The following is a 22,815-nucleotide window of genomic DNA, read 5'->3' on the forward strand; positions in this document are numbered from 1 at the left end:
TTGCGTTATTCGGAGTCTTCGTCTGTTACCGGACTTGAGCGGTAGTCGGATCGACGTTTCAACTGGTATTCACGAACCGCGCGGTTGTGCTCATTGAGCGTCGACGAAAAGTGATGGGAACCATCGCCCTTGGCAACAAAATACAGGCTGTTCCCGTCTTTCGGGTTGAGAGCCGCATGTATCGCTTCCCGTCCCGGCAGGGCAATAGGTGTGGGCGGCATTCCACCGATCACATAGGTATTGTATGGCGTGGCATTACGCAGATCCGCGCGGCGCAGGTTGCCATCATAATTGGCTCCCAGCCCATAGATAACTGTAGGGTCCGTCTGCAGGCGCATGCCCCGCCCCAGGCGACGCACAAATACACCGGCGATTTCGTCGCGCTCCCAGGGAACACCGGTTTCTTTCTCAACGATGGAGGCCATGATCAGCGCATCATAGGGATCGTCATACGGAAGATTTTCAGCGCGCTGCTGCCACTCTTGTGCCAGCACGGAGTCCATCCGCTCGAACGCCTGACGCAACAAGTCGAGATCCGAAGCACCGGAGCGGTAAATGTAGGTATCCGGAAAGATCCTGCCTTCAGGATTTCCTTCAATTCCCAGCGCCCTGGCCGCAGCCTGCACTGACACACCAGCATCGGTGCTGCGTATTTTTTTCGAATTCCTGATCTGTGACAGCGCCTGCTGAAACGTCCAACCTTCCACAATGGTTACCCTGTACCGGGTAACATCCCCGCTATTGAGCCTGGCCACCAGGTCCATCGCGTTGCTGCCTGCGGGAATCATGTACTCGCCAGGGTGGATACTGCTCTGGTCTTTAACACGGGCGTACACCCGAACCCAGCGTGCAGAGCGTACTACGCCCTGCGACTCGAGGCGCGCGAGAATTCGGGAGAGGTTGCTTCCGGACTCGACGTCCATACGCAAGCCATCCACAGGAATCGTGAGAGGTTTAACCAGCGCATTCTGCGCAGACCAGAAGGCGTAGCCGCCCGCGACCACGCCGAGAACAAACAACAACAAAAAGCCGCGCAGCCATTTGCCCACACGACCGGTGCCATCAGCGTTTGCTGATTTTCGCTTAGCTACGTTTTTATCGGCAGGCTTGCCGTTTTTTTTCGCCACGTTTGTGTCACAACCAATTATTACTGCGAAGGATGTTTTATCCGGGGGGCACTATTGCCACAAGTCGTCGGCGATCACTGCCTGAATACGCCGCGTGGCCGGGCCTGAACCCAGTGTGCGGACCTGGCCCCCAGACGACCAGGCGGCTTCCAGCGCCACCTGCACTACGGGTACCACACCGCGCACTGCATTACAGACCGCCACTTCCGCAGCCTGTTCAATATCCGAGATCAGAAGGTCATCTTCGCTGATTTCAACCCTTCCTGCCAGCCAGTTAAGCATCACCCCGCGAACCCCACAGTTGCGCAGACTGGGGGTTTGCCATCGACCGTCCCGCCATAACAGCAGGTTGCTCCGCAGTCCTTCAATCACCAGCCCCCGGTTATCCAGAAGCAGCCCCTCATGAAAGAGCTCAGACCGAAGCTCCACCGAACACTCTCCCAGTTCGCGCTCTGCGAGGCGGTAGAGATCCCGGTGTAGTAATTTGCAACCGATCAAAGGCCCGCGCGCCAGGCCGCGACTCGATTCCGCCGTATCACCGGCCACTGACGGCGAAAACGGAGAGCGCGAAGCGTCCGCAGTGACCCGGGTCTCACAGAGGGACAGAGCCACCCCATGCGCCCACGGAGAAACTGGCTCGAGCGGTACTACCGTAAAGTCCCAGGCCATTTCACCCTGCAATTCACCATAACGAAGCCGCACCCGTGCGCCCCGAGGCCAGCCGGCGGTTCGCCGGGCTATCGTGGACGCAGCGGATTCGATGTATTCAACGGTACGGGAATCCGGGCCGCCCGAACCCGTAAGCCGGGCCATGTGCCCTGCCAGTAGAGGAATCGCACCGTTTTGCGCGCGCATTGTCTCCAGCACACCAGACGAAAACTCGTCATCGGCAGGCAGGTATTGCTGCGCGCCGTTGGCGGACCAGTAAAAAGGAGTGGGGAAAGTCACGGATAGAAGTCGGTGCCGGCCCGCGCGAATGGCCGCAAGCCAGCACCCTCTGAAGGATCAAATTCGCTGGAAGACCAGCGAGCCGTTGGTACCACCAAATCCAAACGAATTGGACAGTACCGCATCGATTTTCATTTCCTGCGCCGTGTGTGGCACCAGGTTGATACCACCACAAGCTTCGTCCACGTTATCGAGATTGACCGTGGGCGGTGCCACCTGATCCCGCAGCGCCATTACGGAGAAAATAGCTTCGATGGCACCGGCAGCGCCGAGCAGGTGTCCGGTCATGGATTTGGTCGAGCTCACGGCAATTTGGTCAAGGCTTCCATCAAACACCGAGCGCACCGCAGCGATCTCTGCCTTGTCGCCCAGAGGCGTAGAAGTACCGTGTGCATTGATGTACTGAACCGCAGATGCCTCGAGTCCCGCATCTTTCAGCGCATTCTCCATCGACAGCGCAGCACCAGCTCCGTCTTCCGGTGGAGAGGTCATGTGGTGTGCATCACCACTCATGCCGAAGCCACTCAGCTCCGCGTAGATCTTCGCACCGCGGGCCTTGGCATGTTCGTACTCTTCGAGCACCAGGACGCCGGCACCTTCACCCAGAACAAATCCGTCGCGGTCTTTATCCCACGGGCGACTGGCCGCCAGCGGGTCGTCATTGCGGGTGGAGAGTGCACGTGCGGCACAGAATCCGCCGAGACCAACCGGAGTGGTCACCATTTCGGCACCACCACACACCATGACATCGGCATCCCCATACTGAATGGTACGCAGGCCCAGGCCGATGGCGTGGGTACCTGTGGTACAGGCCGTAGTGGTGGAAAGGTTCGGCCCTTTCATGCCGTATTTAATCGAGAGGTTGCCGGAAACCATATTGATGATGGCGCCCGGAACAAAAAACGGAGAAACCCGGCGCGGGCCCTTCTCCGCAATCAGCAAGGCATTGTTTTCAATCGCGGCAATACCGCCCATGCCAGAACCGATACAGGCACCGATACGCGGTGCGTTGGCATCCGTCACTTCCAGGCCGCTATCTTCTACCGCCTGGATACCTGCACTGAGGCCATACTGTAGAAAAATATCCATCTTGCGCGCTTCTTTTTGCGCGACGTGGGGTTCAGGGTCAAAGTTTTTTACCGTCGCGGCAAAGCGAGTGCTAAACGCCGAAACATCAAATGACTCGATCGGAACCACACCACTTTTACCCGCTAACAATGCGGGCCAGGTGTCTTCCAGGGTATTTCCGAGAGGGCTTACTGTGCCCATTCCGGTGATAACGACTCTTCTACGCGTCACTTGCGCCTCCCCCGAAATCAATCAAACACGCCGGAAACTTTGCAATGCTTACCGGTCGCTTTTTCACAAGGTTCAAATAGACGGAGAGCCGCGCTATGGAACATAGAACGGCTCTCGCAGTACAACAGTAATGGGTAGCACTTACCCTTTACTTAAACTATCCAGCAGGAATCAACCGAGGTTCTGGTTGATGTAATCAATGGCCAGCTGAACAGTGGTGATTTTTTCTGCTTCTTCGTCGGGGATTTCGGTTTCGAATTCCTCTTCCAAAGCCATTACCAGCTCAACTGTGTCGAGGGAGTCAGCGCCCAGATCTTCAACAAAGGATGCTTCAGGTTTTACATCTTCTTCCTTCACGCCCAGTTGTTCAGCAACGATCTTTTTTACGCGCTCTTCAATGCTGCTCATGATTCAATTTAACTCCTAGTGGATAAAAATCTGTTTTGGTCACTGTTTGAAATTTGCCCACAACATGTGGTGATTCAGTAACCGGCTAACACAGCTTATGGTTAATTCGAGGCGGCATTGTACCCTGATTTTTTCGGGATGTAATGCACCGCCTCCCACCAACCACTGAATGATAAAAATTAACTTATCAATCAACTACTTACGGCAATTTTCTCGAGAGAAAATCACCCCATATACATGCCGCCATTCACGTGAATGGTCTCTCCGGTCACATAACCACCAGCATCGCTGGCCAAAAATGCGACGACCGACGCAATCTCTTCCGGCGCACCCAGACGGCCCAGCGGGATCTTGCCCATCAGGGCTTCGCGCTGTGCTTCCGGCAACACCTTGGTCATATCGGTATCAATAAAGCCTGGCGCAACGGTGTTCACGGTTATACCCCGCGAACCAACCTCGGCAGCCAGTGCGCGAGCGAAACCACCGACACCGGCTTTGGTGGCCGCATAGTTGCTCTGGCCAGCATTACCCATACTGCCCACAACCGAGCTGATATTGATAATACGACCCCAGCGCGCCTTGGACATATCGCGCAGGCAGCTTTTGCTCACACGGTAGACAGCGGTCAGGTTTGTATTCAGGACATCTTCCCACTCGTTGTCTTTCATGCGCATCAGCAGGTTGTCTTTGGTAATACCCGCATTGTTCACAAGAATGGTGGGAGCGCCAAACTCCGCCTTAACAGATTCCAGGACCGCAGCAATGCTGTCGGGGCTGGTGACATCGAGTTCTTTACCGGTACCTTTGACGCCCTTTTCGGCAAAACGTGCGGAAATTTTTTCCGCACCACCGGCACTGGTCGCAGTACCAATGACGATAGCACCCTGAGCGCCGAGCAGGTCGGCAATGGCGGCCCCGATGCCGCGACTGGCGCCAGTTACAAGCGCTACCTTGCCGTCAAGTGAAGTTGAAACAGTCATATTTTCTCCCGTTCCCCTCCCCTGCAGCTGGCGCCTTTCGCAGCCTGCCACACTGGTTGGGGTTCGTTTTTATTGTGCAGTGGATTTTACGGCTTCTGACATCTGTGCCGGAGTTTCGATATTGTGTGCGGTCAGGCTGCGATCAATACGCTTCGCCAATCCGGCGAGAACCTTGCCGGGACCACATTCAACCAGTTGCGCGGTGCCCGCTTCGGCCATCGCCTGGACACAGGCAGTCCAGCGCACCGGGCTGTAAATTTGCTCAACCATCAGCGCCTTGATCGCGGAGGGATCAGCCTCCGGCTTGGCGTGCACATTATGGATAACGGGTATTTCCGGCGCGCGGAATACGGTCGCCTCAATCTGCGGCGCAAGCTTTTCCGCCGCCGGGCGCATCAGTTCCGTATGAAATGGCGCACTAACCGGCAGTGGCAGCGCACGCTTGGCGCCCGCCGCTTTGCACGCATCGATAGCGCGCGCGACAGCCGCAGCGCCCCCCGCAATCACCACCTGACCGGGCGAGTTGTAATTTACAGCAGTAACAACACCGCCTTCAGCGGCACTGGCACAGGCATCTTCCACCGCCTGATCATCAAGTCCGATGACCGCCGCCATGGCGCCCTCTCCAGCCGGCACAGCCTCCTGCATCAGGCGGCCGCGTTCACGCACCAGGCGCACGGCGTCTTCAAACTGCAGCACGCCGGCACATACCAGCGCGGACCATTCACCCAGACTATGGCCCGCCATACGCGCGGGTGTCACGCCACCCTGGGCCTGCCAGGCGCGATACAGTGCGACGCTGGCCGTGAGGAGCAGCGGCTGGGTTCTTTCAGTAAGGTTGATATCTTCCTGCGCGCCATTCTGGCACAGGTCCCAGAGGTCATACCCGAGAACAGAGGAAGCTTGAGAAAAGGTTGCGCTGATTTCCGGGAAAGCCTCGGCCGCTTCCGCCAGCATACCAATCTGCTGGGAGCCCTGGCCGGGAAATACAAACGCCAAAACTGGGTTGGTCATGGAACATCCTTTAACCAAATAAGTGGAGCCTTAAACGAGAGGGCCTGGCTGGACGTTATAGACCGCGAACAGGTCACGGGGCCCTGCTTAATCGCACCCCGTCTGCTGCTGCGACTGCAGAGCCATTGCCCTGCCCAACTGCTGCGCCAAGTCTGACTCGGCACACTCTTTTGCCGTCAGCATCGCGCGGTAAAACGCTTCGCTACTGGCACCGCCATGACTCTTGATAACGTTGCCTGTCAGCCCCAAAAAGCTGGCGCCATTATAACGACCGGGTTCTAGCTGTGCGCGCCATTTTCGCAACAGATTTATGGCTAATTGGCCAAAAAAGCGCTTTATCGGCGCCTTCTTGTCAATGGTAAACGTCTTTTGACCTATGAGTCGTATAACGCCCTCGGCGGATTTCATGGCTACATTACCCATCAGGCCATTGCACACCACAACATCCACGGCACCGGTAAAAATATCGTGCCCCTCAACGAATCCCACGTAATTTATCACGGGGTCCGCCTGAAGCAGTTTGCCGGCACGCCGGATCTCTTCGGTACCCTTGTGCTCCTCCGCACCAATATTCAGTAGTGCTACCGCCAGCTCAGACTTACCGGAGAACACGCGCTGTGCCTCCTGCCCCATATGAGCGAACAGCACCAGGTCTTCCGCAGTGCAGTCGATATTCGCACCGAGATCGAGCATGAAGCAGGAACCGTCTGCGGTGGGCAAGGATTTGCCGAGCGCCGGGCGACGGACCCCCTCGACGGTGCCCAGGATGCTGCGACCAAGCGCCAGCAGTGCACCCGTATTGCCAGAGGTCACCATGGCCGCGCAATTTCCACTCGCCACTGACTGCAACGCCAGCGCCATCGACGATTCACGCTTGTGGCGCAATGCCTGCACCGGATTACACCCTTGGGTAATCACCTGGGCACAGTCGACCAGCTCGAGGCGTTCACGCACCGATGGGGGCTGTTTAATCAGAAGGGAATGCAGCTGGGAGCGGGGGCCGAACAGTTTCAGTTCTGCCTGGGGGAAGCGGATGAGAAATCTTGCACAGGCCGGAACGACAGAGCGGGGACCTAAGTCCCCGCCCATCGCATCCACGGCCAATCGTAATTGGCTGGACAAAGCTTACTCTTCTTCGGAAGAGCTGCCGACATCAATCACTTTGCGACCACGGTAGAAACCGTCTTTGGTCACGTGGTGACGGTGATGCTTCTCACCGGTGGTCGGATCAACGGACAGAGTCGGTCCGCTCAGAGCGTCGTGAGAGCGACGCATGCCGCGACGGGAACGGGTTTTTTTGTTCTGCTGAACAGCCATTTGGTGCTCCTAAACATAACTAACAGTTAACACCGGAACCGGGGCGCCTACCGGCGAGCCCAAACCCTTCAAACAACTCTCAAGACTTGTTTGACGAACCCTTCAACTGTTCCAGTACTTTAAAGGGGTTTTCCTGTTGCTCTACCGCTTCCGGCTTATCGCCACCACTTCGGAATGCCTCTTTGGAGACGCACTCCCGGTCGTGGAAAGCCACCATCGGCAGATTGAGCAAAATCTCTTCTTCCAATGTCTGATACAGATCCAGCTCATCGCCGTCCTGTATCACCGGGTCGAGAGACTTGGGCAATGACTTGCCCTGATCTTCCGACCACACAAAGCCCCAGGCTATATCGGCCTCAACCTGCTCACACACCGGCTGCAGGCAGCGCTGACACAACAGCTCTACCTCCAGCTTAAGATGCCCGGTAGCCACCTGGTTACGCTGCAGATCCCTGGCAAATGCCAGAGTCACTGCCACATCACCATTTACTGACTCCGTAGACGCTACCAGCCGCGGAAGTTCATCCGAGGGAACAGTACCGTCCAGTTGCTGCTCACGCTGCACCAATTTTCGTGCATCAATGCGGCGCGGAAGCGCAGATTTCTGGGGGGGTATCGACATAAGCGCGCAATTCTATGGACTCACCTGAGCCTTGTCAAAACAATTCAACCACCGCATGATCAGCGGCACCAGCCCCGCCGGACCCGACCTCCAAACCAGGAAGCCAATTCCCATGCGTCGACTGATTCTAGCCTCTAGCTCCCCCTACCGTCGCGCCCTCCTTGAGAAGCTGCGACTGCCATTCGAGTCGGCAAGCCCCCATATAAATGAAGAAGCATTGCCCGGCGAGTCCGCCCTGGAACTGGCAACGCGGCTCGCCACGGAAAAAGCCCACGCCCTGCACAGCCAGTTTCCGGATGCCATCATCATCGGATCCGACCAAGTGGCGGAATGCGAGGGGCGACAACTGGGCAAGCCGGGCACCAGGGCAAAAGCGCTCGAGCAGCTCCTCCTATGCGCCGGCCACCCGGTCACCTTCCATACCGGCCTGTGCGTACTGGACGGCCAGTCTGCCCGGCACACCACAATTTGCGAACCCTTCCGCGTGTATTTCAGGGATCTGACCCGATTGGAAGCCGAAAACTACATCGAACTGGATAACCCGCTGGATTGCGCGGGATCCTTTAAAGCCGAAGGGTTGGGAATCGCACTCTTCGAAAAAATGGAAGGAAATGACGTGAATACATTGATTGGCCTCCCACTAATTCGACTGATTGAGTTGCTCAAGCCCTACGGGATTGACCCGCTCACCCGAAACTAAACCATTCATCAGGGCAAAATAACGCAATCACGCTACCAGCGGAGGCCACTGCAGCAGCTCGGTGAAGTGATCAATGATTCGGTGCGGGCGGCAGTCGTCTAGACGCTCACGAGAGTGAACCCCATAGCTCACTCCGATGGACGCCATATCGATCGCAGAAGCCATCTTCAGGTCGTATTCGGTGTCACCCACCATGACCGCGTCAGACACATGAACACCCGTTTCCGAGAGGATCTCACGCAACATCTTTGGATTGGGTTTGGAGGCGGTTTCGTCCGCGCAGCGACTGATAGGAAACAGGTGGCCGATGCCGTGATCTTCAAACTCCCGGTTGAGTCCCCTCCTGCTTTTGCCCGTCGCCACCGCCAGCTGGTGGCCCGCCCCAAGTAACTTATCCAGCGTCGCGAGCACACCATCAAACAGTGGCAGCGGCTCTGCCCTCGCAGCGAGCCACTCTTCGGAGTAATAAGCGCCAAGCTGAGCACGTTGCTCGCTATGCGCCTCCGGGAACAACGAGGAAATCGCCTCAGGCAACCCCAACCCAATAATATTACCGATTGCGTCAGGCTCCAGTACGGGCAACCCCACCCGATCGGAAGCACGCTGCATACAGGAAATGATGCGCGCCTCAGAATTGCACACCGTTCCATCCCAATCGAGAATTACCAACATTGCCAACCTTCCCGTGCGTTTAACGACTAACCGCAACCGTACGCAGAGCCCCTCACCCTTTACGGAGAACGGCCAATACCGACTCCAGCTCCGCAGGCAAAGGCGCCTTCACATCGACACGCGAGCCATCCGGCAGCGTGCAGCGCACGCCCGCGGAGTGGAGAAACAGGCGCTTGAGACCCAGCTCGCGGAATGCACCATTGATTTCATCGGTGGCGTATTTGACATCCCCAGCCAGTGGGCAACCCACAAACTGAGCGTGCACCCGGATCTGGTGGGTTCGACCGGTGACCGGTTCCGCCGACACCAGTGTCGCACCCTTGAAGCGCTCCTCCACCTGGAATCGCGTAGTCGACGGCTTGCCCTCGCCATCCACAATCACCATCCGCTCGCCGCTCTTCAGGGTGTTTTTGCGCAACGGCGCCTCCACCAGCTTGCGCCCGCGCGGCCATTTGCCAGCCGCGAGCGCGAGATAGGATTTGCCAAGCTTGCCCGCACGCAACTCCGACTGCACATGCAGCAGGACTGAGCGCTTACGGGCCACAAGGATCGCTCCGCTGGTGTCACGATCCAGCCGATGCACCAACTCCATAAAAGGGCTATTCGGGTACATCTGGCGCAACGCCTCAATCAAGCCGAGACGAACCCCGCTCCCGCCATGCACTGCAAGCCCAGCGGGCTTGTTGACCACCAGCAGGCCGCCCTCGTCATAAAGTATGGCCGCCTCCAGCGTCTTCCGCAGGGAATCCCCAGCCACTGCTGGCGCAGACTCCTCGGCCACCCGGATTGGTGGCACCCGGACCTGATCGCCACCTTTCAAGCGATACTCGGCCTTCACCCTTCCTTTATTTACGCGCACCTCCCCCTTGCGAAGGATCCGATAGATCCTCGATCGCGGCACGCCTTTTAGGCGCGCCTGTAGGAAGTTGTCGATCCGCTGACCGGCCAACTCCTCAGGGACAGTGAGAAACTGAACGCCATTGCCCAGCCGCTCAGAAGCCTTGGAGGCGCCATCACGCGGGGAATCGGCGGATTTGGGGGGATTGTTTGGGGGGCTACTTCGCATGGGCCGCATGATAGCCGCAAGCCTCCGCCATTTGAAGCACTCTGATTGATGACGTGCGAACACCATGGTATATTCGGCCGGCCTGAATTAGGGCTGGTTTTCGGCGGTGCACGGTTTTTCTGCTATACAAAAACTCAGGTGCCGCTCTTGAGAAAATACCGCTAATCGGGCCGGTGCGCGGAAAGCCGCGTTATCAACAAAACTCCGTCGGCGAGACTCTTTAAGAGCGCGTCGCAAGATGGTGCCCAGGGATCCTGGCCTCAGAGGCCCCTCCCGAAGCTCTCGCCGACCCGACCCCGTACAACGGGATTTTTGCGAAGGTAAGACGGGCTGATGCCCGCAGCGCTTGGAATAAACTCTGTTCGTTACATCTCGCTCCGCGAATTTGCGCCAGCGACCGAACTGGCCCCCGGCCCCTGCAAGTGATGCAAAATGGCACGCCTGCACCGCCGGCAACTACTAGACAAGACCATCAGGGCCCAGCCACGAGCCGGCCCCGGAGCCTAGAGAAGATGTAACCCATGCTGCCTGAAGTCGGGCTGCAGTCAGGACCCGCCCGGGATCTATGCGGAGCCGGCCTGACAGGAAACGAATACCTGATTTAGAAGCGGTATTCAGAGTTAATACGGTATGTACACCGCAGGTGCCCCTGACTGGCGCCCCTGCAGAGAGTGGGTACCGCACGGTAGCAGGACGTGGGGCAACGCCCTCTTCTGCGCCGTAATCACCAAAGCCTGCGAGCTTCAGCGGTGTTTTTGCCTTTGCACAACGCAAGGAAAAACGAACGCATGAAGAGAATGCTGATCAACGCAACCCAGCCAGAAGAGCTGCGCGTTGCACTGGTCGACGGCCAATGGCTGTACGACCTGGATATCGAAAATCGCACCCGCGAACAAAAAAAAGCCAATATCTACAAAGGTAAAATCACCCGAGTAGAACCCTCCCTTGAAGCCGCCTTTGTCGATTACGGTGCTGAGCGCCACGGCTTCCTGCCCCTGAAAGAAATTTCCCGCGAATACTTCCTGAAACAGCCCAAAGACATTGAAGGCCGCATCAAGATCAAGGATGTGGTCAAAGAAGGCATGGAAGTCATCGTACAGGTTGATAAAGAAGAGCGTGGCAACAAGGGCGCAGCCCTGACCACCTTCATCAGCCTCGCTGGCCGCTATCTGGTGTTGATGCCAAATAACCCGCGCGCCGGCGGTATTTCCCGTCGTATCGAAGGCGATGAGCGCAGCGACCTGCGCGACGCGCTCTCCAGTGTTGAAGTACCTTCCGGCATGGGCATCATCGTGCGCACCGCCGGCGTTGGCCGCAGCGGCGAAGAGCTGCAGTGGGACCTTACCTACCTGTTGCAACTCTGGGACGCCATCAAGACGGAAGCGGATGACTCCAGGGCACCACACTTCCTGTTCCAGGAGAGTAACGTCATCATCCGCGCCATCCGCGACTACATGCGCGACGATATCGGTGAAGTGATCGTCGACGAGGATGGCGCCTACCAACTGGCCGCGGAATTCGCCCGCCAGGTGATGCCGAACTACGCCAACAAGGTGAAGTTCTACGACGACAATATCCCACTGTTCAATCGCTACCAGATTGAAAGCCAGATCGAGACCGCCTTCGAACGCGAAGTGAAACTTCCATCCGGCGGTTCCATCGTCATCGACGTGACCGAAGCGCTGGTGTCCATCGACATCAACTCCTCCCGCGCCACCAAAGGCGGCGATATCGAAGAGACCGCACGCACCATCAACCTGGAAGCCGCTGACGAAATCGCTCGCCAGCTGCGCCTGCGTGACATGGGCGGACTGGTCGTCATCGACTTTATCGACATGCAGAGCAAGTCCAGCCAGCGCGAAGTTGAAAAGCGTATGGAAAAGGCACTCGGCATGGACCGCGCCCGGGTACAGGTAGGCCGCATCTCCCGCTTCGGCCTGCTGGAGATGTCCCGCCAGCGCCTGCGCCCATCCCTGGGTGAAACCACGTTCCGCGTATGCCCGCGCTGTAGCGGCCAGGGCACCATTCGTGGCACCAAGTCCCTCGCCCTCTCCATTCTCCGACTGGTAGAAGAAGAGGCAAAGAAAGAACGCAGTGCAGAAATCCGCGCGATTACCCCGGTGAATGTAGCGACCTACCTGCTCAACGAAAAGCGCAAGGCGATCTCCCACATCGAAGCACGCAACAACACCCGCGTGGTGGTTGTTCCCAACGCCGATCTGGAAACCCCGCACTTTGAAGTGCTTCGCCTGCGTGACGACGAAACCACCCTGGAAACCTCGTACAAGATTTCCGGCACCATTGAAGAGACCGTAGAAAAGAGCAAACAGGACGAACCTGTGCGCGCCGCGGCGCAGCCCGCCGTACAGCAGATCGCCCACACCGCTCCTGCGCCGACCCCGGTGGCCAAACCCACCAAGGCGAAAGCCAAGGAGAAGCAAGAGACCGAAAAACCTGGCCTGTTCAGCCGCCTGATCAGCGCCGTCTCCGCCCTGTTTAGTGGCGAAGAGGAGAAGTCCGACAAGAAAGACAAGAAGACTACCGGTCGTGATAAAGGCTACCAGCAGCGCAACCGCAACCAGCGCGGTGGCCGTGGACGCGGACGCGGAAATCGCAGCGGCAACCGTCGTGACGATCAGCGCAGTGACGACCGCAAGGACGATACCCGCTCCAAGCGCGGCGACAAACGCCGTGATGACAGCGAAGGCAGTGAGCGCCGCGACAACCGGGATAAAACCCGCGAAGCGAGCCGTGACGGAAGTCGTGACGGTCAGCGCGATGGTCAGCGCGAAGGCCAGCGCGAAGGTCAACGTCGCAGCCGCAGACGCCGTGGTGGCGATCGTCGCAACGAGCAGCAGGCCACTACCGCAGCAGACGTAGAGAGCACCAATCTCGACATCGCAGCTGACGCCGCAGACGCAAGCAGTGACGACCAGCAGCGTCCTTCTCGTCGCCCGAGCAACGTACGCGGCCGCCCACAGCCCCGTCGCCGTGGCCGCCGTGGTGGCGACAAGGGTGAGGAGCGCTCTGCTGCGAACGAGGAGCAGAAGCAGGAAACTCGCCAGGTTCCCGCCAGCACCGAGAGCGACGTAGCCGCCAAGGTCGAGCAGCCTTCCGAAGAACCCCAGCGCAAGCCGCGGGCGAAACGCGAGGACAAGCCCTCTGCAAAAGCGGAACAGCCCGTTGAAAAGCAGGCCGAAGAGCCGGTAAGCGAACAGAAGCCCGAGCAGCCCTGGGCAGAAGCACAGGTGCGCGCCGATGCACCGAAAGCAAAGCGTGAAAAAACCGAAGCTCAAGCTCCAGCTACGGCTGAGCAGCCCGCCGTTTCTGAACAACCTGCAAAGCCCAGCAAGCCCGCCGCCACCTCGGAAGCAGCACCCGAGCGCAGCGCGCCTCAGCAGGACAAGCAGTCTGACGAAGTTAAACAGGCTCCAGCAGAACCCAAGCCCGAAGTAGCGGCTGATGCGAACGTTGCTGAAGCACCGAAGGCGGACACTAAACCCGAGGAAACCGCAGAAACGCCGAAGACCCATGCGGAAGGCGATCTGCTTGCGGAGTCCCCGGAAAAATCCGTTGCCAGTGCAGCCAGCAAAAGCGAAGCAGGGCAATCTGTCGAAACCAGTGCCGCGGCTGACACCAGTATCGAGGCCTCGAACGAGGAAGCACCGACCGCCGAGAAAGAGACCAGCGAACCGGAAGCTCCTTCGACCCCAGCAGCGCCAGTCGCTTCCACCGAAGAAAGGGCTCCGGCAACCGGCACTTATGGTCGCGCCAGTAACGACCCGCGCATCAACCCGAAGCCTCTGGTTGACTTCAAAGTCGTCACTGCCCGTCCAGAAGTAGGCGATCTGCGCCCGCTCGACACCGCCCAACCGGCCAACATCGAGCACAGCCCACGCCCGCTTCAACGCCCGGCCAACGACCCGCGCACCAAGCGCAATACCAGCGCGGAAAACTCCGAAGCTGGTTAAGCGATTGACGGAGGAACCCGCAGGGTTAGCTGCTCAAAAATGCAGCTAACCCATTGAAGTTCCTAAAAAAAGTTCCTGCGCACTTGTACCCGCAAAACAGCTCGGTATAATGCGCAGCACAATTTGGTGGGGTGGCTGAGTGGTCGAAAGCGGCGGTCTTGAAAACCGTTGACTGTAACAGGTCCCAGGGTTCGAATCCCTGCCCCACCGCCATACAAAAAAAGCCCGACTGGCAACAGTCGGGCTTTTTTTGTATGGCGGTGGGGCAGATTTGGATGAGAACCCCGTTCTAGCCGGAGCGCGCCAGCGCAGAGACCAACGAAACCCCTCCTCCTCTACACTGATGTGATGATCCAAAACTCGCATCACTCATGAACTCCCCCAAGGAAGCTACACCCGCACTTCCGCCACTGCTCGACTCCGAAAGCATCATCGCTTTCGCCATCGCCCTTGGCCTGGGCCTGCTGATCGGTCTGCAGCGCGAGCGCACCACCGACCGCCTGGGCGGCATCCGCACCTTCCCCATGATCGCGCTGTTCGGCGCACTGACCGCACGACTGAGCCTCAACCCCGGTATGGACTGGCTGATGCTGACCGGGCTACTGGCCATGACGGCGTTGATTCTGCTCGGCAACCTGGACCGGTTCCGTGGTAAAGACGATCACGTGGGTGTGACGACCGAGGTGAGCGCCCTGCTGGTATTTCTGCTTGGTGCCTATCTTGTACTCGGCGACAAGACGGTGGCGGTCGTTGTCGGCGGCACCATTGCAGTACTGCTGCACTTCAAACCGGGAATGCACGCATTCGCGCAAAAGCTTTCCGACAAAGACCTCCGCTCAATCATGCAGTTCGCGGTTATTTCGCTGATCATTCTTCCGGTACTGCCCAACCGCACGTTTGGCCCATACGACGTTCTCAACCCCTTTTCCATCTGGTTGCTGGTCGTGCTGATCGTCGGAATCGGCCTGGGTGGCTACGCCGCCTACAAGATTGTAGGTGCCAGCGCCGGCACTCTGTTGAGCGGACTGATCGGGGGCCTGATTTCTTCGACGGCGACCACCGTGACTTACGCGCGTATGGCACGCACACAGCAGAAGGCAGTGGGACTTGCAGCCCTGGTGATACTGATCGCCTCGACCAGTATGTATATCCGTATGTTCGTCGAGATCACAGTGGTCGCACCACGCAAGCTGGGGGCATTTCTTCCACCGCTGGCATCACTTTTCGCGGTCAGCCTGGTGGTTTGCGCCCTCGCCTACCTCCGCATCCAGCATAGAGAAAAAACGATGCCGGAGCCCAGTAACCCGGCGGAGTTGAAGCCTGCACTTATTTTTGGCGCCCTTTACGCTGTGATATTGCTGGCCATTGCCGCAGGCAAGGAATACTTCGGCAATCGTGGCATATATATCGTCGCGCTCATTTCCGGCTTTACCGACGTGGATGCCATCACCCTGTCTACCGCCAACATGGCCGGCGCGGGGTCCATGGAGGTGGACACAGCTTGGCGAGCGATGGTGATCGCCAGTCTCGCAAACCTGGTGTTCAAGGCCTGTGCTGCGGGCTTCCTGGGAGGCCTGTCACTGCTGCGCGGGGTGCTGACGCTGTTTTCCATCCCGTTTATTACCGGGCTGGCCGTGCTCTCGTTCTGGCCTTAGTAGAAATCTAAATAGGGCTCACCGTCGCTCATTGCGCCAAGAAATAACCCGCACATTATGTCGACACACACGTCACCGTGTTGGCTAGTCTATAAAGAGTACAAACTTATCGACTCCAATCAGCTTTAAGTAATCCGGCCACCAAGAGCGCGGGCCCAGCGGAACAATATGGCGTGAAGTTTTCACCGATCTGGTTGCTTGTCATCTGCATCCTCACTGTGGGTGTGATGCTGGCGATTCTGCACTATTTCGACCTTGACGATCGACTCATCGAGCTGATGCAGTGGCTGGATACACTCGGCTGGCAGGCAGGCGTCTGGTTTATGCTGGTGATCGCTGTCTCCATTATTTTGCTGTTCCCGGGCGTGATTTTCACCATGGGTGCGGGGTTCGTATTCGGGGTTATAAAAGGCACCATTTATGTCGTGCTTGGCACGGTGCTTGGCGCCGCCATTGCTTTCCTGATTTCCCGTTACCTGCTGGGTGAGCGCGCCTCCAATTGGCTCCTGGCAAAAGTCAAACCGGCCAACCTGGGCGAAGTGCTGCGCGATGAGGGTTGGCGTATGGTCATGCTCACGCGTATGGTGCCGCTATTCCCGTTCAAGCTGTCGAATTATTTCTTTGGGCTGACACCGCTGAGATTCCGGGATTTCTGTATCGGGAACTTCTTAGGTGTCATTCCCATCACAGTGAATAATGTCTACGTGGGTTCTATTGCCGCGGACCTTGCCAGTATTGGTACAGACCGGGCCACACGTACACCCACGGAGTGGGCGCTGTACGGCCTGGGGTTCTGCCTCGCCATCATTGCGATTATCGGTCTGACCCGCATGGCGCGCCGCGCACTCAAGCAGAAAATCGACGAAGGAGAGCTCTGATGCCCTGGATGAAATGGCTTCCCTGGCGGTTCTTCGTACGCAAGTTCGCCACTTCCCACGGATTCCTCGATCCCCTGGCGGTGATGGCGCGCCTGCAGCGTTTCGCGGAACCCTCCGAAGTCAGCGAACCGATCGAGCTGCTGCGCGCCGGTGTCATCTTTCACGCTCGTGCACTGATGAACAGCAAGGTCATCCAGCACAACCTGGATTGGGTCTGGCCCTACTGGATTGAGCGCCAGTTCGACCCGGCCGATGTGTCGTTTATCCCGCGCGCATTCTCCATTACCCACTGCAACCTGAGCCACCGCAACTGGACCGCAGTGGGTATACCGGGGAGCGAAGAAATGCCCATTGTGGATCCACGCGGGCTGCTCACGCCGCATTATGACGGCTGGTCTATCGACACCTGGATCATCGGTGACGACGGGCGGAACCTCTACCCTTCCCAGCACGACGATGTAACGCAGAAGCTGGACTTGAACGGCGGCATCGCCATAGAAACGGAATCCTCCAGCGACCAGGCAGAACTCTACAACCGCGTTTGGGCAGAACTGGATCAGCGCAACAACAACTGCCACATGCAACTGCGCGCCCGCCACAATACCGGCGGCTGGCTGGTGGTGGCACTGCGCCCCTGCAACCCGGAGGGGGTAGCCTTTGTAAACAAGGTAACCCTGGAAAATACCCGCGACCGCTGGCTGGTGGACGGCAAAGATAAAGTTTTGTTTGACCGTGCAGTGGACCGCCACCACGCTTCCGATTACCACACCGGTGACATCGCGCTGCACCTTCGCGATGACGGCAACGAAAACCATGCGGAGTGCGAGGTGGGCATGGCCACTGCCGCTGCCCTGTTCCGGCTGGAACCCGGGGAGACCGTTGACACGCTGGTAACCATTCCCCAGCACTGTAAGCTGAACAAGGGCAACGCTGCTTCAACCTGGAAGCAGAACCTCGACCAGCACTGCGCCATGTCGATACCCGATGAACAGCTGCAATTTATCTACGACTCCGCAATCCGCACCCTGATCCTGCACTCGCCACACGACGTGTATCCGGGCCCCTACACCTACAAACGGTTCTGGTTCCGCGATGCCGCGTTCATGATCCAGTCCCTGCTGCATGCGGGATTGCTCGACCGGGCCGAACGGGCACTGGAGCGTTTTCCATCCCGGCAGAAGCGCAATGGCTACTTCCACTCCCAAGATGGCGAATGGGACTCCAATGGCGAGGCGCTGTGGATTATTGATCAGTATTGCCGAATTACCGGCAACAAGCTGAAGTCCGAATGGCTGGACCCGGTACTGCGCGGCGCCCAGTGGATACACAACAAACGCCTGCCGAAAGATGGCAGCCTCACCGGCGGCCTGCTGCCTGCAGGGTTCAGCGCGGAGCACCTGGGTCCAAACGACTGCTATTTCTGGGACGACTTCTGGGGAATTGGCGGGCAGCTGTCCGCTGTCGCCATCTGCAGTCGTGAAGGCCATCCGCAGGATGCGGATACCTTCCAGAGCCAAGCCGACGATTTCATGCTCACGGTGGACGCCGCGCTGGAAAAATGCGCGGAAAGGCTCAAGCGCCCCGCCATGCCGGCCTCACCCAAACGCCGGCTGGACGCCGGCGCTATCGGCTCCATCGCTGCCGGCTACCCACTTAAGCTCTACCCGGAAGACGACCCGCGCCTTCTCGACCTGGTGGAGTTCCTGATGGAAAACTGCTTTGTGTCCGGTGGATTTTTCCAGGACATGATCCATTCCGGTATCAATGCCTATCTCACCATTCATGTGGCACAGGTATTGCTGCGCGCCGGGGATCCACGTTGTATCGAGCTGATGCGCAACGTAGCCGATCTCGCCTCACCCACTGGTCAGTGGCCCGAAGCCATTCACCCGCACTCCTTCGGTGGCTGCATGGGGGATGGGCAGCACGCGTGGGCCGCTGCAGAATGGGTCACCATGCAGCGCAACTGTTTTGTGCGTGAGGAAGGCGATACACTGATTCTCGCGTCCGGCCTGCCGCCGGAATGGCTGGGTGATAGCAGCGCACAGAAACCCATTCGCTTCGGCCCGGCCCCCACTTATTTCGGAACCATTTCACTGGAAATTACTCCAGGAGAGAGACCGCGTATTTCATGGGCGGGAAAATGGCACGGCGAGCCCCCCGCGATTGAGGTTCGCGCATTCGGTTACCAGCCGATAATCGCTGATTCCGGTGTTGAAATGTTGGAGTTGCAACGTAAGTGAACATCGTCATGCTCACCAATACCTACCTGCCGCACGTGGGTGGGGTGGCGCGCTCGGTAGATGCCTTTTGCAGGGAGTACCGAAAGCGCGGGCACCGGGTACTTGTGGTAGCCCCGGAGTTTTCACAAAAAATCGAAAATGAAAAAGATGTGGTGCGCATTCATGCAATACAAAATTTTAATGGCAGCGATTTTTCAGTAGCCCTTCCCCTCTCCGGCGAGCTCACCGAACAGCTGGATTTTTTCGAACCGGACCTGGTGCATTCCCACCACCCGTTTTTACTTGGCATGTCGGCCCTGCGTATCGCGCGCAGCCGCGAACTGCCCCTGGTTTTCACCCACCACACCCTGTACGAACGCTACACGCACTATGTGCCCGCCGACTCGGAAGCGCTGAAACGCTTTGTGATCGAGCTCGCAACGCGTTATAGCAACCTGGCCAGTATGGTGTTTGCACCCAGCGAAAGCGTCGCGGACCTGCTCAGGGAACGCGGGGTTAAATCCCCCATCCGGGTGGTACCGACCGGGGTAAAACTCGAGGATTACCAGAACGGGGATGGCGCTGCCGCACGTGCACAGTACGGGATCCCGGAGCAGGCGTTCGTGATCGGCCACCTCGGTCGTCTCGCGGCGGAGAAAAATCTCGAGTTCCTTTCCGAGGCGGTGCTCGAACTTATAAACCGCAACGACAACATACACTTTCTGGTTGTCGGCACCGGCCCCATGCAAAGCCGCATGGAGGAGCTGTTCAATGCCCACGGCAAGGGAGACCGGCTCCATCTGACCGGCACTCTGCAGGGAGAGGCCCAGCGCGATGCCTACAGCGCAATGAATGTATTCGGGTTCTCCTCCACCAGTGAAACCCAGGGCATGGTACTTACCGAAGCCATGGCCGCCGGTGTACCTGTAGTGGCGTTGGATGCCAGCGGCTGTCGCGAAGTGGTCGAGGACCGGATCAATGGCCGCCTGGTACTCAAGCACTGCCAGCGGGAGATGATCGCTGCCCTGCAGTGGGTGCTCGACCTCTCCCGGGAGGAGTATCAATCGCTGTGCGCAGCGGCTCTCGACACCGCAGAGCGCTTCTCCATGGAGAACTGCGCTTCCGCCGCCCTCGACCACTACGAGACGCTGGTGCACCAACACTGGCCACTTGACGACTCCCTGTACGCCCAGTGGATGCGCCTGCGCAATATGATCGGCGCCCAGTGGGAAATACTCGAAGGTGTCACCAGTGCCGCCAGCGCCGCACTTGATCCGGATCACTCCGGAAAAAGCAGCTCATAACAAACGCATAATTCCAAAACCATAATGGATTGCTCCCAATGATGACCCGTATCGAGAGCACCCTGCGCCGCTGGCGCCGCCGGATCAGCCGCAGCGAGTGGCTGGCACGGATGCTCAAGTTACAGATCAATGAACGGGAACCGGACGCACCGGCGCTGGTGCTGATCCAGATAGATGGTCTCGCCCGTCCGCAGTTCGACAGAGCACTCGCGGATGGGAAAATGCCTTTCCTCAAGAAGCTGATCGAGCGTGAACACTACCATCTCGACCATATGTATTCCGGTGTTCCCGCCACCACACCGGCCGTACAGGCGGAAATTTTCTATGGTGTGAAATCTGCGGTACCCGCCTTTGGATTCATGTCGACCGAATCCCAGGAAATGCTGCGGATGTACGAATCCAATGCTGCCAACAAGGTGGAAAAACAACTTACCGATGCCGGCCACGAGCCGCTGCTGCAACAGGGCAGTTGCTATGTGAGCGTGTTTCGTGCGGGTGCGGAACACAATGAAGCGCACTTCTGCCCCGCCTCACAGGGGTGGGGGCCATCCCTCAAGGAAGCCGGCCCCCTGGCCCTGATCGTCATGTTATTGGCCAACCTGTGGAGTCTGATTCGTACCCTTGGTCTGCTGCTGCTTGAATTTATTCTCTCCGTGGTCGACTTCCTGCGGGGCATGGTCACCGGCCAGGATTTGCTCCGTGAGCTGATGTTTATCCCAACCCGCATCGCCATCACCATTCTGCTGCGGGAGCTGTCCACGGTCGGGGTGAAAATCGACATTGCCCGCGGCCTTCCGGTTATTTACATCAATCTGCTGGGATACGATGAACAGGCTCATCGGCGTGGCCCCAGCTCCAAGTTTGCACACTGGACGCTCAAGGGCATCGATGATGCGATTGCCCGCATCTGGCGTGCCGCACACCGCTCTTCACGCCGGCACTACGATGTTTGGATCTACTCCGACCACGGCCAGGAAGACAGCACCCCCTACGAAACGCTGCACGGCCGCAGCTTCGCCGACGCCGTCAGCGACGCCCTTTCCGATCTGCCGCAAAGCCCCCATGGATATCGGGCCACCGGTGAGCAAGGGGTTCAGCTGCAGCGCGTGCGCCTGTTTGGCGGCCAGTGGGTACAGAAACTGTTTCCGATCGAGGACCCGGTAGACCGCCAGGAAGGCGATGCGCCCATGGCACTCTCGGCCATGGGTCCTCTTGCGCTGTTGTACAACGTTCACTGCAAGGGCACCCCACCGGATAAAATCGCCCAGTTGATTGTCGACAAAACCAAGGCTCCGATGGTCTTGTATGAAGACAAGACGACACTCGAACCTGGCCCAGACGGAGAACCGGTAACCAAAGTGCGCGGCTGGTGGCGTGAGGGCGCCTTCTCCCTGCCCGAAGACGGCCACAAGATCATGGGCGAGGATCATCCCTTCGCAGATGAAGCGGTAGAAGACCTCGCAAACCTGTGCCGCCATCCGGATGCTGGTGATTTTGTGGTGAGCGGATGGTGTGCGGGTCACGAAAGTATCTCGTTCGCCATTGAGTCCGGCAGTCACGGAGGTGCCGGCCCGAATGAAACCCACGCTTTTGCGCTGATGCCGGGCGATATTCACTTCCCGGAAAACGGCCTTGGCCACTGGCGCCCGAAAGATATCCGCAACGCGGCACTGGCGTTCCTGAAGGCACAACCGGCGCAGCGACTGAAGTCCCCGCCGGCGATCAGCGTCGCAAACCGACCGGGGGCGACCGCCAGCGGGGGCAATTCCGTAACATCGCACGCGCCACTGGCAGCAGAGCCACGGCGCGGCGAAGATCCGGCAGCAACCGCCCAAGAGATGAGCCTCACCACCAGCAAAAGTCTGCGGGTAATGACCTATAACGTGCATATCTGCAAGGGTATGGACGGCAAGCTTTCGCCGGAGCGAATAGCCCGCGTGATCGCACGCTATTCGCCAGACGTGGTCGCACTACAGGAAGTAGACGTACGCCGAAAGCGCACGGGTGGCATCGATCAGGCACACCAGATTTCCAACCTGCTGTCCATGGACTGCCACTTTCAACCCGCCATGCACCTCGAAGATGAACGCTACGGCGACGCCATCATGTCCACCTATCCGCTGCGGCTGGTACGCAAGGATATTCTTCCCGGCCCACCGGAAGGCTCATTTCATGACGGGCGCGCGGAGCCCCGCGGTGCGCTGTGGATGGAAGTGGATTTTCACGGCACACCGGTGCACATTTTCAACACGCATCTGGGCCTGACCAAGGCAGAACGGTTACGACAGGTGGATGCGCTGCTGGGTGAAGGCTGGATGGGCAGCCCGGATTGCGTCGGACCGCGCATATTGGTGGGGGATTTCAATGCCCTGCCCGGCTCGACTGAAATCAAGCGGATAACCGCAGAGCTGGCCGACACTCAAATGAGCCTGCCCGGCCACAAACCAAAGGGCACATTTTTCAGCCGCCTGCCAAAGGCCCGCATCGACTATGTCTTTGCGGATACCGAACTCACAGTGAACGACATCCATGTCCCCCGCAGTGAACTGACCCAGCTCGCGTCCGATCACCTGCCACTGATCGTTGACCTGAGAGTCCCGGTGCGAAACAAGCAGTCCAGTCCGGACTAATG

At 58.4% G+C, this 22,815-nt stretch carries 18 protein-coding genes and 1 tRNA gene; 8 read left to right on the top strand and 11 right to left on the bottom strand.

The annotated features are described in order from the left end of the window. Positions 1-5: 5 nt before the first annotated feature. The 9 genes from mltG to GTQ55_RS09435 all read right to left on the bottom strand — a co-directional run bounded on the left by mltG (position 6) and on the right by GTQ55_RS09435 (position 7,715). Entirely contained in the window at positions 6-1,127 is a 1,122-nt protein-coding gene (gene mltG, locus GTQ55_RS09395; protein ID WP_237567631.1) for an endolytic transglycosylase MltG, read from the bottom strand. Positions 1,128-1,178: 51 nt separating this feature from the next. Beyond that, on the bottom strand, positions 1,179-2,075 hold the full coding sequence (locus GTQ55_RS09400; RefSeq protein WP_161858500.1) for an aminotransferase class IV: 897 nt from the start codon (positions 2,073-2,075) through the stop codon (positions 1,179-1,181). 57 nt (positions 2,076-2,132) lie between these two features. After that, complete coding sequence (gene fabF / locus GTQ55_RS09405) at positions 2,133-3,374, bottom strand: beta-ketoacyl-ACP synthase II (RefSeq protein ID WP_161858501.1); 1,242 nt, start codon at positions 3,372-3,374, stop codon at positions 2,133-2,135. A gap of 171 nt (positions 3,375-3,545) precedes the next feature. Then, positions 3,546-3,782, bottom strand: coding sequence for an acyl carrier protein (gene acpP, locus GTQ55_RS09410; RefSeq protein WP_010130751.1), 237 nt, complete (start codon positions 3,780-3,782; stop codon positions 3,546-3,548). Positions 3,783-4,006: 224 nt separating this feature from the next. Further along, a complete protein-coding gene (fabG, locus tag GTQ55_RS09415) occupies positions 4,007-4,762 on the bottom strand; it encodes a 3-oxoacyl-ACP reductase FabG (protein WP_161858502.1) in 756 nt (251 codons plus the stop codon). Positions 4,763-4,831: 69 nt separating this feature from the next. Continuing rightward, on the bottom strand, positions 4,832-5,776 hold the full coding sequence (fabD, locus tag GTQ55_RS09420) for an ACP S-malonyltransferase (RefSeq protein ID WP_161858503.1): 945 nt from the start codon (positions 5,774-5,776) through the stop codon (positions 4,832-4,834). A gap of 87 nt (positions 5,777-5,863) precedes the next feature. Continuing rightward, on the bottom strand, positions 5,864-6,865 hold the full coding sequence (gene plsX / locus GTQ55_RS09425) for a phosphate acyltransferase PlsX (RefSeq protein ID WP_237567921.1): 1,002 nt from the start codon (positions 6,863-6,865) through the stop codon (positions 5,864-5,866). Positions 6,866-6,901: 36 nt separating this feature from the next. After that, entirely contained in the window at positions 6,902-7,093 is a 192-nt protein-coding gene (rpmF, locus tag GTQ55_RS09430; protein WP_161858505.1) for a 50S ribosomal protein L32, read from the bottom strand. Positions 7,094-7,172: 79 nt separating this feature from the next. After that, entirely contained in the window at positions 7,173-7,715 is a 543-nt protein-coding gene (locus tag GTQ55_RS09435; RefSeq protein WP_161858506.1) for a YceD family protein, read from the bottom strand. Between the two features lie 112 nt (positions 7,716-7,827). Between GTQ55_RS09435 and GTQ55_RS09440 the strand changes: the two genes are divergently transcribed. After that, the gene (locus GTQ55_RS09440; protein WP_161858507.1) at positions 7,828-8,415 is read left to right on the top strand and encodes a Maf family protein; all 588 of its coding nucleotides are present in this window, start codon (positions 7,828-7,830) and stop codon (positions 8,413-8,415) included. Between the two features lie 27 nt (positions 8,416-8,442). Here the strand turns inward: GTQ55_RS09440 and GTQ55_RS09445 are convergent, their stop codons facing one another. Further along, positions 8,443-9,087, bottom strand: coding sequence for an HAD-IA family hydrolase (locus GTQ55_RS09445; RefSeq protein ID WP_161858508.1), 645 nt, complete (start codon positions 9,085-9,087; stop codon positions 8,443-8,445). 52 nt (positions 9,088-9,139) lie between these two features. After that, the gene (rluC, locus tag GTQ55_RS09450; protein WP_183946588.1) at positions 9,140-10,153 is read right to left on the bottom strand and encodes a 23S rRNA pseudouridine(955/2504/2580) synthase RluC; all 1,014 of its coding nucleotides are present in this window, start codon (positions 10,151-10,153) and stop codon (positions 9,140-9,142) included. 788 nt (positions 10,154-10,941) lie between these two features. Between rluC and rne the strand changes: the two genes are divergently transcribed. From rne to GTQ55_RS09485, 7 genes are all read left to right on the top strand, one after another. Then, entirely contained in the window at positions 10,942-14,124 is a 3,183-nt protein-coding gene (gene rne, locus GTQ55_RS09455) for a ribonuclease E (RefSeq protein WP_161858509.1), read from the top strand. A gap of 125 nt (positions 14,125-14,249) precedes the next feature. Further along, positions 14,250-14,337 (top strand) — tRNA-Ser (locus GTQ55_RS09460). 158 nt (positions 14,338-14,495) lie between these two features. Further along, positions 14,496-15,779: an MgtC/SapB family protein gene (locus GTQ55_RS09465; protein ID WP_161858510.1), complete on the top strand. Its 1,284-nt coding sequence runs from the start codon at positions 14,496-14,498 to the stop codon at positions 15,777-15,779. 173 nt (positions 15,780-15,952) lie between these two features. Then, on the top strand, positions 15,953-16,657 hold the full coding sequence (locus GTQ55_RS09470; RefSeq protein WP_237567632.1) for a TVP38/TMEM64 family protein: 705 nt from the start codon (positions 15,953-15,955) through the stop codon (positions 16,655-16,657). Then, entirely contained in the window at positions 16,657-18,900 is a 2,244-nt protein-coding gene (locus GTQ55_RS09475) for a hypothetical protein (RefSeq protein ID WP_161858511.1), read from the top strand. The genes GTQ55_RS09470 and GTQ55_RS09475 overlap by 1 nt, the downstream gene beginning before the upstream one ends. Beyond that, on the top strand, positions 18,897-20,183 hold the full coding sequence (locus GTQ55_RS09480) for a glycosyltransferase (RefSeq protein WP_161858512.1): 1,287 nt from the start codon (positions 18,897-18,899) through the stop codon (positions 20,181-20,183). Before GTQ55_RS09475 ends, GTQ55_RS09480 begins: the two co-directional genes overlap by 4 nt. A 38-nt stretch (positions 20,184-20,221) precedes the next feature. Continuing rightward, positions 20,222-22,813, top strand: coding sequence for an endonuclease/exonuclease/phosphatase family protein (locus tag GTQ55_RS09485; RefSeq protein ID WP_161858513.1), 2,592 nt, complete (start codon positions 20,222-20,224; stop codon positions 22,811-22,813). Positions 22,814-22,815: the final 2 nt, after the last annotated feature.

Origin of the sequence: Microbulbifer hydrolyticus (genome assembly GCF_009931115.1) — a bacterium.
GTDB lineage: Bacteria > Pseudomonadota > Gammaproteobacteria > Pseudomonadales > Cellvibrionaceae > Microbulbifer > Microbulbifer hydrolyticus.